The following is a 15139-nucleotide window of genomic DNA, read 5'->3' on the forward strand; positions in this document are numbered from 1 at the left end:
CACCGGCGGCCAAGCCGCCGGACGGCCCCTGCCTAGGGGCCTTGCCTTAAGATAGACATCTCAATGCACGCTCAGGGAACCGACGAGGGTCCCCTGAGCTGTTGAATTTTTTTTGGTAATTCTATTCTGCAAACGCTATGAATTTATCGCGTCTCACCGCTCAAGGGATACTTGCCTATCCCCGGAACGGCCAGGCGGCGAGGGGTTGTCGACGTTGTGTTTGATGGAGACTCCCGGAGAGAAAAAAGTATTACTAAAATGCAACCTAGTACAACTAACGTTCGTCCACAAACCCGGAAAAAATCGCTCCCCTGTCTTTCGTTCCCCGAAAATCCATAGTAATTAAACGTCCTTTACTCCTTCTGCCCCCTCCGGCGTCAAATAAAAGATAAAAAGAGCCCGAATCACAGAAATAATGTTGAAATCAAAACCTTTATCCCTACTCTCGGATTAAAAACTTAATACCTAAATGGGTTTGGACATGGCTGGTGAAATACCATACACTGAAATTTTCCATATTTTCGCCGCAGCGGTCGTTTGCTTTGTTATTTATGTATCCATAGACCTGCTGTTCAGGCTCCCGGAGAAGGGAGGAGTCCGCGGGGCCGACGCAATCGGGAAGTCAATCGAATCGGCCGGAGGTGACCTTAACGGCGGATTCATGATGGGAAACATCGTCTGTTCCCCCGATGCATCCGCAGGAACACTCCTTGCCGCATGCGGCGTGTACACGTTCGGGATCGCCGGCGGACTCGTCGCGGCAGTCCTGGTATTCATCGGGAACAGGATCTGCTACGACAAAGGCTACGCCGGGACCACCGGTGCGATCGTCGCGACATTCGTGATCTATGCACTCTCTGAATACGCCGGGTTCTCGCCCGAACAGTTCATCGCCGGAATGGTAATCGCCATACTCGTGATACAGGGCATATCGCAGAAATATGCGAGCCGGCTCCTCGGGGCACTGTGGAGGATTCGGTCATGATCGCCGTCGCAGTAACAGCAGTGATCGCAGTCTATGCAGTGATCAGGATAATAGCCGAGAAGGAGACGCTCAGGAAGTTCACCTATCTCAATGTCATGAACTTCGCAATCGCCGCGACCATCCCTCTGCTGATCGCAGACCCGCTCGCATTGATCGCAGCGATCGCGTACTTCGTCGGCTCAACGCTCGAATCGAATGCCATCGCAAGTGCATATGCATTAAGGAGGGACGGGAAATGATCTGGTATCTCCAGCTAATCTTCGGGCTCATGGCAATCGGCGGTGCGACCGTCGCGGCAATATGGAAGAATCCCTTCGACAAACTGATCGCGATCGGTATAATCGGGGCCGGGATAATGCCGTTCCTCGCCGAAAAGGGATACCTTGACGTTGTCATACTTGTATCGCTGATAATCCCTGTCTCGACCATAATCCTGCTCCGCATCGTAAGGGGGGATGAATCATAGACGCCCTCATCATACTCGGGCTCGGGATACTATTCATCGGCGGACTATCGGCTGCATTCCCTAACCCAAAGACCTACGTCAACCGGATAATCAATATCGAGGTCGCGTCCTTTGGGCTCCTGCTCGTAATGCTCGTATACGACGAGACGATCGCACTCCTGACCTTCATCGCCGTAACCGCGATAACAACCTTCGTGCTTGTCAGGGTCATAGAGAGGAGGGAGGCCGCATGACCGGCATAATCAGGCGGATCTCGCGGACTCTCCAGAACCACAACAACCTTGTCGGCGTCTACGCCGCGGTCGTGATCGCGGTAATCGCCGTCGGGCTGCTGCTCCAGTCGCCGCTGACATACGACGAAAACCAGCTATACCCAAAGACCATCGACAATACCAGCCCACTGAACCCCTACGACAGGGGCGGAGCACCGTTCGAGAAGGCCGACGTCGTATCCCAGTATCCTGAAAACGAACCATATCTCGGGTTCGTAACCGGATACCTCACCCCGGTATCGCTCCTGATATCCCAGCTCAACATGTTCATGGGAACAACAATCGTATCGCACCCGGGTGGAATCATCGACGAGATCCTCTACAATACGAGAGGCCTCGATACGATATTCGAAACCAGCATCCTGTTTGTCGCGTTCACGATAGCCATGTTCCTGTTCAACAGGAGGAGGGAGGAATAATGTTCGTCTATAACCTCTCCTCCGAATACGAACTTGCGCTGATAATCACGCTCGTATGCGTAATAATCGCGTTTTGGGCGATGGTCCGGGAGAAGGAGGACCTGCACAGGCTTATTCTCACCGACCTCGTAGAGATCATGAGCCTCGTAATCATCGCACTCGTCGCGACCGATCTCGCCGAAGCCCTGATCCTTCCCGGCCTGGTCGTCGGGATCGCCGAACTCCTCGCACTCTCGGAGCTTTACATCGAAAAGGAAAACCTCAGGAAAGACCCGGAGAACGTGCTCCATATCGAGGTCATGGACTCCGCACCCGGCATACTTGCGGTCATATTCGTGATCTACGGCATCATACTCTCCGGGTTCACCGGCGGTGCCGTCGCAGGACTCGGGCTCGTCTTCTACTTCATGTGCAGGGGAAGCAGCGAGAAGAGGGAGATCATCGAGACCGTCAGCGGTTACGCCTGGGCCTGCTGGGTCGTGGCATTCATCGTATTCATGGCCCTGCCCCAGTACTGGTTCTTCGGCGTGATCATCGCAGGTGCGGGAATATTTGCAAAGGTTGCGGCCAAGATGTCAGTCATAGGAACCATGAACGGAGGCGATTCCGATGTATAACCTCCCGTCGCCGCAGATCGAAGGCGACGCCCTCGCCCACATCCCGTTCGGCGATATCGTATACTACATCAGCCCGTATACTCTCGTGCTGTTCATATTCGCACTTGTGTTCACGTGCCTCGCGATCCTCTCGAAGCCCGAGAAGCAGGTCGACATCGCGTTCGGCGGGGATGCGTTCTACACGAAAGTCATCCCCGAGAAGCAGGTGCGGTTCCAGAGGTTCATGGCGATCTCCTGCGGGCTTGCGGCGATGGCCGGCGTTACGACCGGCGACATATTCAACTTCACCCTGCTCACTGCGATGGTCGGCATATGCAACATCGGAATCGTTGCGTCGGTGAAGAACAAACATGTCCTCGACAACGCCTATGAGTACGGGATACTTGCGATGATCGCAACGCTTCCGCTATTCGGCGGTGCGGCGATCATCCTCGCCACGACCGGAACGCTCAGCATGTGGGAGCTTTTCACAGCAGCCGTCACGGTTCCGGTGATCGCGAAGGGACTGCTCGTGATAGGTGTAATCGGCGAGGGAATGGCGCCTGTATATGTAGCGAAGGCTGAAATAACGAGAGCACCCGGAGCGCCCTACGTGCTTATGATCCACGTAAGCTCGCTCCTGATGTTCCTGAGGGTAATCGAGATTATAATATCGATGTGAGGTGTCGGGTATGAAGAAAAAGATGAAGATACTGATGGTTGTATCGGGGCTGATCTGTCTTGCGTCCGCCGTCCTTGCGGGGACGGGGATAATCGACCAGATTGTGATGGTTGCAGCGCTGATAATATTCTTCCCGCTGTTTGTCGTCTCGACATTCCTCACGTGGAAGGCATCCGATCGCGAAGGGGACTACCCGTTTATAGGTTATTGACATGATTTGGTTTCTGCTATACCTGCTGCTCGCCGTTTTCATCGGCCTGCTCTATCACGGAATTCACCGGAAGGTCATCGCGAGGATACAGACGAGGCCCGGCCCGCCGATCTGGCAGGAGTTTTTGCACCTGCTGAAGTTCTCCTTCAAGCAGACCTGGATACCTAAGACCGCGTCGCAGCTGATGTTCGTCGCTATAATCGTGGTCGTGATCGCGATCTGGGTCGGCGGACTCTATGTCCTGCTCACCGGCGGAAGCCTGATGATCCTCTTCGCTATATTCCTGCTCCACAAGATAACCGAACACGGCCTCGGACTCTCATCCGGATCGCCCTACGGTAAGTTCGGTGCGATAAGATCGGTCATATCCGCGGCATCCGAGATCCCGCTCTTCGCGACGGTCGGTGCGATATACATGATCACGGGCTCGCTGATGATCTCGGACATCACAGCCTATGAAGCCGCGAACGGTCCGCTGATCATTCCGGCGTTCCCGATGGCGATCGCGATGTACGTGATCGTGCTCTCGAAGCTCCCCTACAACCCGTTCGGGATAATCGAGGCGAAGGAGATCGTAAGCGGGAACAAGACCGAGCACTTCGGTGTTTGGAGAGCGGGGCTGGAGACCGGATTTTCGATAAAGACCTTCGTCCTTCTCGCGACTTTCGTTACGATCTTCATCGGCGCCCTCCCGCTGTGGCTCATGCTGATTGCCATGCTCGTCCTTATGCTGACGATGTCGTTCATCTGCGCACTGACGCCGATGCTCTCCCCGTACGACGCTGTGACTATACAGGCATTAATAATCGCGTTTGTCGTAATCTATGTAGTGATTACAGGGGTGATCCTATGAGCGGTGCAGGAAGGGCCGGACGGATCGGTCCCGTCGTCGTCGCCGGTGCTGTTATCTATATCGTAATAGCAGTCTGGCAGGCGGTTCTGCATCCGGCAGTTATACCCGAGGCGGTTGCGATTGCAGTGCTCCTTGCCGTATTCTCGTCGGGGCTTGCGATGAAGAACCCGGGCGCGATGAAGAAGGGCGAGATGGCGGCGGTCTGGATCTGCATCCTCCTCTTCGCCGCATACGGAATACTCAGGATCGGAGGGCTGTTATGACCGATTTCATCTACGAAAAGGACCTTACGAATATGAAGCTGAAGATACTATCAAGTCCTTTTCATACGAGGATGGTCGACGAACTCTCGAAGAAGTATGGCATAAGCAGGTCGGCACTGATGAAGACTATGATTGAGAACCTCGACATGTCCCTTCTCGAAAATCTTCCGGCAAGATACAACGCGTGGAAGTCGGATGTGAACGACTCGGAACTCGACAGGGAGATTGGTGCGATGCTCTTCGTGAATTATATTCCCCTGCTTAGCGAAGGGGACGCCGAGTCTGTGCTTGACAAGGCGAAGACGGAAATGGATTCGGGAGTGACCCGTGAAGCGGCGGTCTCGAACGGAATAAAGGAGATGTCGGGGATGATCCGGCGATGAGTATAATACAGAAACTGAAGAACAAGGTCCGTTCCAAATCAATACACGTAAGCTACGTCAACGTCGGTTCGTGCAACGGCTGCGACATCGAGATCCTCGCCTGCCTCTCGCCGAGGTACGACCTCGAACAATACGGGATCTATGTCCACAACAACCCGCGTGAGGCGGATGTCCTCCTGATCACAGGTGCTCTGTGCGAACAGTGGGACGACAAGCTCGTCAGCCTCTGGGAGAAGATCCCCGAGCCTAAGGCGGCGATAACGATAGGAAACTGCCCGGTATCGGGCTGTGTCTTCAACAGGCGGGGGAGCTACGTGAACCCGCCGGTATCGAAGCATATCCCGATTGCCGCATCGATTCCCGGCTGTCCCCCGCGGCCGTCGGAGATCGTGAGCACGATCCTCAGCATTGCCCCTGAGGTATTCAAAGACTTCGAGGAGAAGGGGAAGAAGGAAAAAAGGAAGGAGAAGAAGAAATGAAGAAGATCGTCGATGTATCGCTTCCTATAGGTCCGGTCCACCCGGTATTCAAGGAGCCCGCCCGTATAAAATGCGAGACGATGGGTGAGAGAGTCCTCTCCGCCGAGGTCGAACTCGGCTATGTCAAGAAGGGCATAGAGAAGATCATGTGCGGCCGCCCCTGGCAGGAGGTCATGTTCCTCGCCGAAAGGATCTGCGGGATCTGCTCGGTTATTCACAATATGGTCTTCATCGAAACCGTCGAGAGAGTCTCGGCGATCGAACCCTCCCCAAGAGCGGCATACCTGCGGGTCATCGCCAACGAGCTCGACAGGATGCAGTCGCACATCCTTGCGAACTACTCATACTGTTATACGATAGAGCACGAGACCCTCGCGATGTATCTCCTCAATATCCGTGAGACCGTCATGGACCAGATCGAGCTTCTCACAGGGGCGAGGGTGACCTGCGCCTACATCATCCCCGGCGGGGTGAGGTTTGACTTCAGGCCGGAAGAAGTGGCGAAACTGAGAGCCGCACTCCTGAAGATTGAATCGGACGTCAAAAGATTCCAGGGAATGTTTGCGAACGGGCGGATGATCTCGCTCCGGAGTAAAAGCGTCGGAATTCTCACTCCCGAGGAGGCGAGGATCGCCCATGCGGTCGGACCGACTGCAAGGGCGAGTGGCCTTCGGATCGACGAGAGGCTCAATCACCCGACATACAAACTGCTTGATTTCGAGCCGATCGTCCGCGACGAGTGCGACAACTATGCACGGGTAATGATCCGTTTCCAGGAGGTCATGCAGAGCATCGCGATAATCAGGAGATGCCTCGACGAACTTCCGGGCGGCCTGATCCGGAACGGCGGCGAAGTCGGTGCAGGCTCGTTCGTGTGGAAAGGCGAAGCACCGAGAGGAGAGCTCACTTACGATCTCAAGACCGACGAATTCGGGCGGATCATCGAGATCGCGATAATGACCCCTTCGATCATGAACATCGAGGCGTGCGGGCATTACATGCTTAAGGGAATCGATTCTGCGGCCGATATCACGGCGACTTTCATAAGTTCGGACCCGTGCATCGCGTGCAACGAGAGGTGAATGGGTTGTCTTCGTCCATTATATATTACCTAAAGGAGTTCTGCCGGCCCGAATGGTGGAGGAAGTTCCTCTTCGCAAAGACGCCTCCACTGGTAACACCGGCCCATTTCAGGGGCTATCCCGAGCTCACGGGAAACGAGTGCTCTCATGAATTAAGATGCATGATGATCTGCCCTTCGCCTGGTGCGATAGAAGTCCTGAAGGGCGATGACGGCAAGTGGGCGCCTGTGATATACAAGGGTCACTGCATCCGTTGCGGGCTCTGTGTCGAGGCCTGCCCTGATAATGTTTTAAAGAGCGGTGATATCCTTGAAAGAAACGAGGACGATAAGACATATTTCCTTGCCACATATCACCTGCACGTGGACAATGCGAAATGCATGCGTTGCGGAAACTGTGCGGTCGCCTGCCCGGTGAACAAGGAAGAGGACCCCCGGCTCGGCTCGACGGGAACGTCTTCCAACGACGATGTAATAATGCGGGTAAAGGAAGGAAACCTGACGTTCCTTCATCCCGAAAAATGCACCGGCTGCAAGACCTGCGAGGAGACCTGCCCCAACGGTGCGATAACGGTTGCAAGAGTCGTGGAAGGAGCCCAGGATGAAGAGTGATCCTCTTTTGAGATAAGATTTTATTTTATAAAAATAATCAATTATCAATGGTAAAGCACAAATGCGGTTATGAAGAGGACATGCGCTGTAAAAGATGCGGGACTCCCCTGATTGAAAACAAAGGCGGGCTGTATTGTCCGCACTGCGGGAGGCAGGTAACTGTTATCTGCCCCGGCTGCGGAAAGCCCTGGCTATAAGAGCTATAACTCGAAAATCTTTTTTCATACGGGCGGGTGACTGCGGACCCAGCCTGCATATTCTTCCCTGATCTGCTGTATCTCCTCCTCGTCGAGATCTTTTTTCCTCTTTTCCTTCAGGTATTTCTGGAGCTGCCGGGTGATGATTTCGGCTTCCGAGGGAGTTTCTACATCAAGGTATACCTGGACTTTTCCGGGATTTATCGTCTCGCTGCAGACCGGGCATAGCTTCCACTTCTGGTATTTATCCACATAAGTGAAGGACAGGCAGCCGGGACAGCGGATGATAAGATACACTATATAAGTGTAATATGTACATGAATTCATAAAATTATCGGAGGTCCGGATCTTCCGTGATGAGTGTCAGATCTAAAAGAAGATCCGGACTTTGATCAGAGCGATTCGGCTGTCCTGTACATTTCCTTTTGAACCGTTATCAGAAAACGGGCTCCTTCCCCGTACACACCGTCTTCTGTGATCGATATTCCGGTGATGGACAATATCTCACGCGAAAGGAACAGGCCGAGACCGGTATTTTTTCCATAACCCCTGTCGAAGATCTTTTCTTTTTCTGCTTCAGGAATCCCTATTCCGTTGTCTTTGCAGATAATGTTCAGATTACCTTCGTTATCTTCAGATGCTGAAAAATAAATCCCTGTTACTTTTTTCCCGTGCCTTACGGCATTGTCGAACAAGGTGTAGATTACCTTTTCAAAGAGCGGGTCTGCATAGATCTCATAGCCGGTGAGTTCATTTGTAACCGCAAGATCCCTGAAGGCCGCCCTGCCTGTTCTTTCGACGATTCTGCCGATATCGTACCATCCGGGCGATTCAACTCCCATATCCTGGTAATCTTTTGTAAAATTGATCTGCTGCTTAATGTTCTCAAGAGCGCTTTCAATTCTTTTAAATGATTTATACTCCTTTGAATCGGCAGGGATTAGGTCTTCAATCCCCAGCAGGTTCAGGGACATTATAGCAACCGTCAGCTGGTTAAGAATATCGTGGCGGGTAATGCTGTTCATAAGATTTAGTTTGTTGTTTACGATCTTGAGGGTATTTTCCGCTTTTATACGCTCGTTGAGTTCCATTATCGCCGTATCTTTCATATGGCGAAATGCCTGGACTTCGTTTATGAGATTTGAAACATCCTCGCAGATTATGATTGCATTATATTTTCCCGGACTATCCGTCTTTGATGCAACTACCGTGGTGTGCTGGATACGCATGTTCCCGTTATGGAGTTTGGACGGAATCAGGTATTTATGGAGCTGCGAAGAGAAACTATCCGGCGGACCGCCGTTGAATATGAGTTCGAATCTTTTTTGAAAATGCTTATTGTTTAATTTCTCACATTTATCCCTGAGATCCGTTCCTTTTATTCTGTCTTTTTTAATTCCCGACCAGTTTTCGAGGCACCTGTTCCAGAAAAGGACCTGAAATTCAGGGTTGATAACGCAGATGCCTACCGGGAGGGAATCATATAGTGCCAGCTCTTCTTCCCTCTCGTTGATATTTGTGATCATAAGCCGGAGCTCTCTTCAGCGGATATGGTTTCAATTTTTTTCAGGAGCAGATTGAGTGATTCGATTTCAAGCATCAGAAAAATTATTCCTGTGACATTAATATTTTCGACATAAAAATTGGTCGTTGTGAGGAGAACGTTTTCATTATTTGTGGTCTCTTTAAAATCTTTGAGAACTTCGATTTTATCCTCGTAATAGTCGGGAAGCGAGTAACTTATATGTTCCCTGAGGAAATTGCCGATTGATCCCATAACCCCGTTGATAAACAGATTTCCTACTTCCTTCAGCGTCTCTGCTCTTATTGAATCAAGTTCAGGGGTGTCCGGTTTTTCATCGGTGATAGCCATCACCAAGGCTGCAGCACTGCCCGAGGGGAAAACGAGTACTGATGTGCCTGAGAACGGTCCGCTGAAATCAAGCCGTACCTGTGCGCATATTTCGTTTTCGGGAACCAGATCCTGGCTGCCGATATCGTTGATGTTTATAATTTGAACCTGCGGTACACTGAGCCGGATATGAGATGCGGTTATTTCATTGAGAAGAGATGCCGCTTTTCCTACCCCTATATTCATAATCTCGGTGAGTGCGTCGAAGTCTTCAGGGCTGACATTCATATTAATCTCTACTTCCAAGTATCCTGTTTATTGCAGTGGTTAGCTTGTCGTGATTTATCGGTTTGTTGATGAAGTCCGCGGCACCCAGTTCCATGCAGAGATCGTGTGAAGTGTCCTGGATGTCCGCCGAAGCGATTAGAACCGGTATGTCGACAGACTTTCTTTTTAGTTCCTTCAATACTTCGAATCCGTCGAATTCAGGCATAAGGAGATCAAGAATTATCAGATCAGGTTTCTTTTCTATTGCCAGCTCGATTCCTTCGACTCCTCCTTTTGCAGGGATTACTTCATGTCCGGATTTTTTCAGGATTGAGGATATCGTCGTTCTCTGGAATTGTGAATCGTCAACGATTAATATTAATGCCATATCTCTACATCATATATTTAAAAAATTTATAATGAATCTATGTGTTTGACTAAATCGATCATTTGATTTGAGGATCTATTCTCAACTTTCCCTGGTGATTGTTTTGCAGGAGAAATTTGCCAAAAGATTGATCTTATCGGCGGTGATATTCTTTGCGTCGTCTCGAAAGTTTGCTCGAATTCAAAAGATTGTCAGTAAACGTTTGAACGTTTGCCGATCTTTATTCTCCCGATAATTTCTACACCGAAATCGACTTCATGCAATACACGGTAATCACCGATCCTGATGCGAAAGATCTCCTCTTTTATTGTATCGATCTCTTTTTTCATATCCTCCATGGAAATGGATTCAGTATTCATTTGACGCACTATTCGTTTGGGAACAATAATAATTTTTGATGGTTACACGATCCTGATATAATTCCTGACGGATATTGCCTGATAATGCGCTTTCATCCTGAATTTCCTTTTTAAATCACATTTTTTTTAAAATCTGATTCCCGTCTGTTCCCGCCGACTATTCCAAATGAACGGATTTAATATCATGAAACCCTGATATCAGGTTATGAGTATTGAAGTCCTTCCTGTCGAGGGTCTGCCTGTATTTCATCCGGGCGACGATCTCGCGGGAGAAATCTGCAAAAAGATCGATCTAATTGATGGCGATATCCTCTGCATCGCCTCGTCGGTTTATTCAAAATCAAAAGGGCACATCAGGACTCTCGATGAAGTGGTTCCTTCGGAAAAGGCGAAGGAGATCGCCGGAATGTGCGGAGAGGACGAGAGGTTCATTCAGGTTGTCCTCGACCAGACCGAGGAGATCGTGCTCGAATATCCGTTTGTTCTCTCCAAGATGAGCTCCGGGCATGTCGGGGTCAGGGCCGGCGTCGACAACTCGAACGTGGAGAGGGGTCATGTGATCATCCTTCCCCCCGATCCTATGGCGGCTGCCGAAGAGATCATGGAGAGGGTTCGTGAGATTTCCGGCAAAGATATCCGCGTGATAATCACGGATACATGCGGAAGATCGTTTAGGAGAGGACAGACCGGTGTTGCGATCGGCTGGGCCGGAATGGATGCGATCAATGATTTCCGTGGGGATCACGATCTCTTCGGGCGGGTGCTTGAGATCACAGAAGAAGCTGTCGTGGATGAGATCGCAGCGTTTTCTAATTTCCTTATGGGAGAATCGAACAGGGGTGTGCCTGCGGTGGTCTTCAGGAACTGTCCGGAATGGAAAGGGCATAATGAATTGTATTTCGAGCCCGAATGCGATATAACGATAAAAGCACTGAGAAAAATAAACTGACAAAAAATATTTATTCTTTTTTTAGAACATATTGAAACCGTAGGCCAGATCCAGTGCACCGATGATTATCCCGATTATCGCTGCTGTGATCAGAACCGTTTTCGGAGACAGGTGAACTGCTCTCTTATCCTCGCTGTCGTAGTATGTTACAAGACCAGCGGATGATACCAGACGGCCTCCTTTATTTTTCGCTGCCATGCTTATATGTCTGTGTTTTGAATATATAAATGAGAGGCAGAGTGATCAGGATGGACAAAGAGACTGTGGTGTCGGGCAGGGCATATCTCGGCCGTGAACCGGGAATGAGGGATGTCGAGATCTGTGTCGTGAACGGAATAATACACTCGATAGACGAGGTCGAATCCGCAGAAGAAAGATGGATCTTCCCCTGCCTCTTCAATTCGCATACCCACCTCGCCGATACCGTGGCAATGGACGTCCGGGCGAAAGGATCGCTTTCAGAACTTGTCTCCCCTCCCGACGGCCTCAAGCACAGGATCCTGGCCCGGACCGGAGACGATCTCCTCAGGGAAGGGATGAGGAAGAGCATTTCATTCATGATGTCGTCTGCAACCCCCGGGTTCTGTGATTTCAGGGAAGGGGGAGTCAAAGGGGTCGAGATCCTCAAATACGCTATCGGGGGATCGGGTGCCGACGGGATTATCCTCGGGAGAGACGGCGGAGAAGAGGTCTCGTATGGGATTGGTGTTTCGAGCACGAAGGAGGGCGGCGATGTTATCGAAAGGGCCGCCCGCGTGAAGAAAAACGGCGGGTTTGTAGCCTTTCACGCCGGTGAGAAAGACGATCGGGATATAGATCCGGCGATCGATGCCGGTGCGGACCTGCTCGTGCACTGCACTTATGCGACCGACAGTCAGCTGAAAAGATGTGCCGATGAGGGAATTCCGATTGCAATATGCCCCCGTTCCAACTGGATACTGGGTGTCGCATCCGGTCCTGAAAACCCCCCTGTAATGAAGATGATCGAATTCGGGTGCAAAGTCGTCCTTGGAACGGATAATGTGATGTTCGTCCAGCCCGACATGTTCTCCGAGATGGCGTTTCTGTCGACAGTCTACGGGCAGGGTCCGGAGGAAGTCGTCGATATGGCTGTAGGTGGATCGGAGGTCTTCGGCCGCAATTATTCCATAAAAGAGAAAAAAAAGGCGTCATTCTTTACCATTGATCCGGTGCGTGCCAATCTTTCTTTCAGCCGCGATCCTGTAAAAACAATAGTAAACAGGATGAATTTTTCCTATATCGAGAGAATGTATTTTAAGATTTAAAGAAAAAATTGTAAACACAAAATCGAGGCTTGCATATGTTCAGTACAATTCTTGTAGCAGTTGACGGTTCCGAGGTTAGTAAGAAGGCTCTCGAAGCGGCGCTTGAAGAAGCGAGAGTCTGGAAATCGGAACTTAATGCTGTTTATGTCATTGAAACGGGCGGATTTGAAAATATTCCTGCCGACAGTACAATGGAAGTCGTTTACAACCGTCTCGAAACCATAGGCAACGAGGCACTTAATGCGGCGGAAGAGGGGGCCAAGAAGAATTCGCTGAGATACAACTCGTATATCAGGGAAGGGCATGCAGGTGATGAGATAGTCAAACTTTCCGAGGAGATCGGGGCTGACCTCATCGTAATGGGCTCTCATGGCAAGAGCGGAATAGATCGTCTTCTTCTCGGCAGCGTAACCGATTTTGTAACAAAACACAGCAAGGTGTCTACGATGGTGGTGAGACTATAGACAGAATGCTGGTCCGCGACTACATGGTCGAGGACGTGGTTTCGGTTGAGACACCGGGAAACAGGGATGATGTTCTCAGGATTCTCAAGAGGACGGGGATCAGCGGAGTTCCTGTAACAAAGGACAGCGAACTGGTAGGGATTATTACCCGCAAAGATATGTTGCGCAAGGCCGAGGAGACACAACTCAGCCTTCTGATGACATCCGATCCTGTTACGATCGGTCCCGATGCGACCATACAGGAAGCAGCGACCATAATGGATAGATACAATTTCAGGAGACTTCCGGTGGTCGATGAAGGGAGGCTTGCAGGAATAATCAGTATCGCCGATCTCATCACCTGTGTCGCCCAGATGAAGTTCAGGGACGAGATCAAGGACAAATTTACCAGCCAGACATTTGCTCTCTGGGAAGAGACGCCTCTTCCGCTCGTCGGAAGGATAATGGAGATATCGGGATTCGATGCAATTCCTATCCTCAATTCGGAGTACAAGCTTACCGGTATAATCTCCGAGAGGGACCTGATAAAGCATGCAATGATCGAGGACAGCGTCGAGGTTAGCGATCTCTCGAACGGAACCGACGATGACGAATGGACGTGGGAGAGCATCCGCGACATGCACACAATCTCTTTCGGCATCTCGAAGGTCCAGCTCCCCGATAAGCCTGTAAAGGAGGCGATGATCACCGAGGTCGTCGCTGTTCCGCAGAATGCCGAAGTCAGCGAATGTGCCTTAAAGATGAAAAGATCGAGGGTGGACCAGCTTCCGGTGATCAACGGCGATCGTCGTATGGTCTCGATCCTCTTCGACAGGAAACTGATAAGGTCGCTTTGCAAAGATAAATAGGATTAATTCTTTTTTATCATTTGTAACCGAATTTGCGGTTTAAATCATCGATTTTCCTGAACAGGATCATTTTAGAGATGATTTTTGTTTTCATATAGGAGAAAATTTTTCATTTCTTTTTTCTCAGGATTTCGAATCAATTGATAACATTTTTCCTCCGATGGAAAGTGATATATATCTCCCTTGTCTATCATTTATTGTTTACAGGGGGCACTAAGTAAACTGCTTTTTGTGAACACTATCTATCACCAAGAGGTGAAACCATGGAAAAACAAAAAAGAAGTATGAGAAAATCAATTGGCATTGCAGTTACCGCACTGCTCGTGATCGCAGCTTTCGGCATTTTGCCGGCTTCGGCTACTCCACTGATGGATGACTGGAATAACATCGTTCCCGATTTTGCGAATTCGATAAGGTTTTCCACGTATGAAATAAATTGGACGCTAGACTACGACGGAATAAATGCGCTTCATATCTCGTATGATCCTGTCAATGCTCCAGCTGGAGATATTAATGAGTCAGGAAATCTGGCAGGAACATTCTATGTTACCGATACCGGCGGGAGAAAATTCCAGGATGATATTGTTCTTCTTGCTGCGGTGAATTCTACGAATGAAGAGATTTCAATAAAACTAAATTGTAGTGGTTACCAGTGGGATCTAACTGGAGAAGGTTTTGCACCGCCTCAAGATGATGTAGATTTTAATTATTCGGCATTGAATGGATCATTCTCAAACTCAGATTATGCGAAAAATGGTGATGAAGATGATGTATTCCAGAACTGGAAACCTGGAGTCCACGGAATCGGCGATGTTGGAGATTACCCGATCTTTGACGGAAGTTCTGACAACTGCTATCTTCTATTCGTAGAGAGCAATGTGGGAACATTCAATAATGGTACCTCTCTGCTCAATAATGGTAGTGTTAGAGTGGATTACTCTATATCTGGGTTAGATTCCGATGAAACAGTAGTATTCAACGCCTACGCGTGGAACAACATGACTCGCAAAACTAACGGTGCGCTGAAATTTGATAACCCCGGAATCCGCTGGACAAACAACGTCACCGGAACAACGGAATCAAGTGTCTGGAGAGTAACTGCTCCGTGAAGTAAATGGGATCGCAGTTATAAGGATGAATTCCCTCTACAGGGAAATCAATTCTTTTTTAATGAAAACTGAATTTCTTCTTTAACAGATTTAAAATTATTAAACTTACTATCCTCGC

Annotated in this window: 26 protein-coding genes; 20 read left to right on the top strand and 6 right to left on the bottom strand. The window is 49.9% G+C overall.

Annotated features, from left to right (window positions below; genetic code table 11):
* Positions 1–481 precede the first annotated feature (481 nt).
* Genes MPET_RS06050 through MPET_RS14815 form a run of 15 tightly spaced genes read left to right on the top strand, consistent with a single transcriptional unit; the run spans position 482 to position 7499 of the window.
* Positions 482–985 (top strand): hypothetical protein, encoded by a 504-nt coding sequence (locus MPET_RS06050; RefSeq protein ID WP_148222195.1) that lies wholly within the window; start codon positions 482–484, stop codon positions 983–985.
* On the top strand, positions 982–1224 hold the full coding sequence (locus tag MPET_RS06055) for a DUF2109 family protein (protein ID WP_013329129.1): 243 nt from the start codon (positions 982–984) through the stop codon (positions 1222–1224). Before MPET_RS06050 ends, MPET_RS06055 begins: the two co-directional genes overlap by 4 nt.
* Positions 1221–1451 carry an EhaD family protein gene (locus MPET_RS06060; RefSeq protein WP_013329130.1) on the top strand — a complete coding sequence of 77 codons (231 nt, stop codon included), beginning with the start codon at positions 1221–1223 and terminating at the stop codon, positions 1449–1451. The genes MPET_RS06055 and MPET_RS06060 overlap by 4 nt, the downstream gene beginning before the upstream one ends.
* Before the next feature lie 35 nt (positions 1452–1486).
* On the top strand, positions 1487–1684 hold the full coding sequence (locus tag MPET_RS06065; RefSeq protein ID WP_263640447.1) for an EhaE family protein: 198 nt from the start codon (positions 1487–1489) through the stop codon (positions 1682–1684).
* Positions 1681–2142, top strand: coding sequence for a DUF2106 family protein (locus tag MPET_RS06070; protein WP_013329132.1), 462 nt, complete (start codon positions 1681–1683; stop codon positions 2140–2142). Before MPET_RS06065 ends, MPET_RS06070 begins: the two co-directional genes overlap by 4 nt.
* On the top strand, positions 2142–2759 hold the full coding sequence (locus tag MPET_RS06075) for an EhaG family protein (RefSeq protein WP_013329133.1): 618 nt from the start codon (positions 2142–2144) through the stop codon (positions 2757–2759). Before MPET_RS06070 ends, MPET_RS06075 begins: the two co-directional genes overlap by 1 nt.
* On the top strand, positions 2752–3420 hold the full coding sequence (locus tag MPET_RS06080) for a membrane protein (protein WP_013329134.1): 669 nt from the start codon (positions 2752–2754) through the stop codon (positions 3418–3420). Before MPET_RS06075 ends, MPET_RS06080 begins: the two co-directional genes overlap by 8 nt.
* Before the next feature lie 10 nt (positions 3421–3430).
* A complete protein-coding gene (locus MPET_RS06085) occupies positions 3431–3631 on the top strand; it encodes a hypothetical protein (RefSeq protein ID WP_013329135.1) in 201 nt (66 codons plus the stop codon).
* A gap of 1 nt (position 3632) precedes the next feature.
* Positions 3633–4484: a respiratory chain complex I subunit 1 family protein gene (locus MPET_RS06090; protein WP_013329136.1), complete on the top strand. Its 852-nt coding sequence runs from the start codon at positions 3633–3635 to the stop codon at positions 4482–4484.
* Positions 4481–4747, top strand: coding sequence for a hypothetical protein (locus MPET_RS06095; RefSeq protein ID WP_013329137.1), 267 nt, complete (start codon positions 4481–4483; stop codon positions 4745–4747). Before MPET_RS06090 ends, MPET_RS06095 begins: the two co-directional genes overlap by 4 nt.
* Entirely contained in the window at positions 4744–5130 is a 387-nt protein-coding gene (locus tag MPET_RS06100; RefSeq protein WP_013329138.1) for a DUF1959 family protein, read from the top strand. Before MPET_RS06095 ends, MPET_RS06100 begins: the two co-directional genes overlap by 4 nt.
* Positions 5127–5609: an NADH-quinone oxidoreductase subunit B family protein gene (locus MPET_RS06105; protein WP_013329139.1), complete on the top strand. Its 483-nt coding sequence runs from the start codon at positions 5127–5129 to the stop codon at positions 5607–5609. Before MPET_RS06100 ends, MPET_RS06105 begins: the two co-directional genes overlap by 4 nt.
* Entirely contained in the window at positions 5606–6691 is a 1086-nt protein-coding gene (locus MPET_RS06110) for a hydrogenase large subunit (RefSeq protein WP_013329140.1), read from the top strand. The genes MPET_RS06105 and MPET_RS06110 overlap by 4 nt, the downstream gene beginning before the upstream one ends.
* A 5-nt stretch (positions 6692–6696) precedes the next feature.
* Entirely contained in the window at positions 6697–7302 is a 606-nt protein-coding gene (locus tag MPET_RS06115; RefSeq protein ID WP_013329141.1) for a 4Fe-4S binding protein, read from the top strand.
* A 47-nt stretch (positions 7303–7349) separates the two neighbouring features.
* Complete coding sequence (locus tag MPET_RS14815; protein WP_013329142.1) at positions 7350–7499, top strand: Sjogren's syndrome/scleroderma autoantigen 1 family protein; 150 nt, start codon at positions 7350–7352, stop codon at positions 7497–7499.
* 24 nt (positions 7500–7523) lie between these two features.
* Here the strand turns inward: MPET_RS14815 and MPET_RS06120 are convergent, their stop codons facing one another.
* The 5 genes from MPET_RS06120 to MPET_RS15310 form a co-directional block, all read right to left on the bottom strand.
* A complete protein-coding gene (locus MPET_RS06120) occupies positions 7524–7796 on the bottom strand; it encodes a DUF1922 domain-containing protein (RefSeq protein WP_048131020.1) in 273 nt (90 codons plus the stop codon).
* 95 nt (positions 7797–7891) lie between these two features.
* Positions 7892–9025: a sensor histidine kinase gene (locus tag MPET_RS14460; protein WP_013329144.1), complete on the bottom strand. Its 1134-nt coding sequence runs from the start codon at positions 9023–9025 to the stop codon at positions 7892–7894.
* The gene (locus tag MPET_RS06130; RefSeq protein WP_225353855.1) at positions 9022–9657 is read right to left on the bottom strand and encodes a chemotaxis protein CheC; all 636 of its coding nucleotides are present in this window, start codon (positions 9655–9657) and stop codon (positions 9022–9024) included. The genes MPET_RS14460 and MPET_RS06130 overlap by 4 nt, the downstream gene beginning before the upstream one ends.
* Entirely contained in the window at positions 9641–10006 is a 366-nt protein-coding gene (locus tag MPET_RS06135; protein WP_013329146.1) for a response regulator transcription factor, read from the bottom strand. The genes MPET_RS06130 and MPET_RS06135 overlap by 17 nt, the downstream gene beginning before the upstream one ends.
* A 191-nt stretch (positions 10007–10197) precedes the next feature.
* Positions 10198–10365, bottom strand: coding sequence for a type II toxin-antitoxin system RelE family toxin (locus tag MPET_RS15310; RefSeq protein ID WP_013329147.1), 168 nt, complete (start codon positions 10363–10365; stop codon positions 10198–10200).
* Positions 10366–10570: 205 nt separating this feature from the next.
* Here MPET_RS15310 and MPET_RS06140 point away from each other — a divergent pair, with 205 nt between their 5' ends.
* A complete protein-coding gene (locus tag MPET_RS06140) occupies positions 10571–11314 on the top strand; it encodes a coenzyme F420-0:L-glutamate ligase (protein ID WP_013329148.1) in 744 nt (247 codons plus the stop codon).
* Positions 11315–11335: 21 nt separating this feature from the next.
* On the opposite strand, the gene MPET_RS06145 is transcribed toward MPET_RS06140, so the two are convergent.
* Complete coding sequence (locus tag MPET_RS06145) at positions 11336–11512, bottom strand: preprotein translocase subunit Sec61beta (protein ID WP_013329149.1); 177 nt, start codon at positions 11510–11512, stop codon at positions 11336–11338.
* 29 nt (positions 11513–11541) lie between these two features.
* Here MPET_RS06145 and MPET_RS06150 point away from each other — a divergent pair, with 29 nt between their 5' ends.
* The 4 genes from MPET_RS06150 to MPET_RS06165 all read left to right on the top strand — a co-directional run bounded on the left by MPET_RS06150 (position 11542) and on the right by MPET_RS06165 (position 15021).
* The gene (locus tag MPET_RS06150; RefSeq protein ID WP_225353856.1) at positions 11542–12600 is read left to right on the top strand and encodes an amidohydrolase family protein; all 1059 of its coding nucleotides are present in this window, start codon (positions 11542–11544) and stop codon (positions 12598–12600) included.
* A 35-nt stretch (positions 12601–12635) separates the two neighbouring features.
* A complete protein-coding gene (locus MPET_RS06155; RefSeq protein WP_013329151.1) occupies positions 12636–13064 on the top strand; it encodes a universal stress protein in 429 nt (142 codons plus the stop codon).
* 5 nt (positions 13065–13069) lie between these two features.
* Positions 13070–13912: a CBS domain-containing protein gene (locus MPET_RS06160; RefSeq protein ID WP_013329152.1), complete on the top strand. Its 843-nt coding sequence runs from the start codon at positions 13070–13072 to the stop codon at positions 13910–13912.
* A gap of 263 nt (positions 13913–14175) precedes the next feature.
* Positions 14176–15021 (top strand): hypothetical protein, encoded by an 846-nt coding sequence (locus MPET_RS06165; RefSeq protein ID WP_013329153.1) that lies wholly within the window; start codon positions 14176–14178, stop codon positions 15019–15021.
* Positions 15022–15139: the final 118 nt, after the last annotated feature.

The sequence above is a fragment of the Methanolacinia petrolearia DSM 11571 genome (assembly GCF_000147875.1).
Lineage (GTDB): Archaea > Halobacteriota > Methanomicrobia > Methanomicrobiales > Methanomicrobiaceae > Methanolacinia > Methanolacinia petrolearia.

Coding starts and splice junctions, on each gene's coding strand:
- MPET_RS06050 (WP_148222195.1), top strand. CDS start 482: ATGGCTGGTGAAATACCATACACTGAAATTTTCCATATTTTCGCCGCA.
- MPET_RS06055 (WP_013329129.1), top strand. CDS start 982: ATGATCGCCGTCGCAGTAACAGCAGTGATCGCAGTCTATGCAGTGATC.
- MPET_RS06060 (WP_013329130.1), top strand. CDS start 1,221: ATGATCTGGTATCTCCAGCTAATCTTCGGGCTCATGGCAATCGGCGGT.
- MPET_RS06070 (WP_013329132.1), top strand. CDS start 1,681: ATGACCGGCATAATCAGGCGGATCTCGCGGACTCTCCAGAACCACAAC.
- MPET_RS06075 (WP_013329133.1), top strand. CDS start 2,142: ATGTTCGTCTATAACCTCTCCTCCGAATACGAACTTGCGCTGATAATC.
- MPET_RS06080 (WP_013329134.1), top strand. CDS start 2,752: ATGTATAACCTCCCGTCGCCGCAGATCGAAGGCGACGCCCTCGCCCAC.
- MPET_RS06085 (WP_013329135.1), top strand. CDS start 3,431: ATGAAGAAAAAGATGAAGATACTGATGGTTGTATCGGGGCTGATCTGT.
- MPET_RS06090 (WP_013329136.1), top strand. CDS start 3,633: ATGATTTGGTTTCTGCTATACCTGCTGCTCGCCGTTTTCATCGGCCTG.
- MPET_RS06095 (WP_013329137.1), top strand. CDS start 4,481: ATGAGCGGTGCAGGAAGGGCCGGACGGATCGGTCCCGTCGTCGTCGCC.
- MPET_RS06100 (WP_013329138.1), top strand. CDS start 4,744: ATGACCGATTTCATCTACGAAAAGGACCTTACGAATATGAAGCTGAAG.
- MPET_RS06105 (WP_013329139.1), top strand. CDS start 5,127: ATGAGTATAATACAGAAACTGAAGAACAAGGTCCGTTCCAAATCAATA.
- MPET_RS06110 (WP_013329140.1), top strand. CDS start 5,606: ATGAAGAAGATCGTCGATGTATCGCTTCCTATAGGTCCGGTCCACCCG.
- MPET_RS14815 (WP_013329142.1), top strand. CDS start 7,350: ATGGTAAAGCACAAATGCGGTTATGAAGAGGACATGCGCTGTAAAAGA.
- MPET_RS14460 (WP_013329144.1), bottom strand. CDS start 9,025: ATGATCACAAATATCAACGAGAGGGAAGAAGAGCTGGCACTATATGAT.
- MPET_RS06135 (WP_013329146.1), bottom strand. CDS start 10,006: ATGGCATTAATATTAATCGTTGACGATTCACAATTCCAGAGAACGACG.
- MPET_RS15310 (WP_013329147.1), bottom strand. CDS start 10,365: ATGAATACTGAATCCATTTCCATGGAGGATATGAAAAAAGAGATCGAT.
- MPET_RS06140 (WP_013329148.1), top strand. CDS start 10,571: ATGAGTATTGAAGTCCTTCCTGTCGAGGGTCTGCCTGTATTTCATCCG.
- MPET_RS06145 (WP_013329149.1), bottom strand. CDS start 11,512: ATGGCAGCGAAAAATAAAGGAGGCCGTCTGGTATCATCCGCTGGTCTT.
- MPET_RS06150 (WP_225353856.1), top strand. CDS start 11,542: ATGAGAGGCAGAGTGATCAGGATGGACAAAGAGACTGTGGTGTCGGGC.
- MPET_RS06155 (WP_013329151.1), top strand. CDS start 12,636: ATGTTCAGTACAATTCTTGTAGCAGTTGACGGTTCCGAGGTTAGTAAG.
- MPET_RS06160 (WP_013329152.1), top strand. CDS start 13,070: ATGCTGGTCCGCGACTACATGGTCGAGGACGTGGTTTCGGTTGAGACA.
- MPET_RS06165 (WP_013329153.1), top strand. CDS start 14,176: ATGGAAAAACAAAAAAGAAGTATGAGAAAATCAATTGGCATTGCAGTT.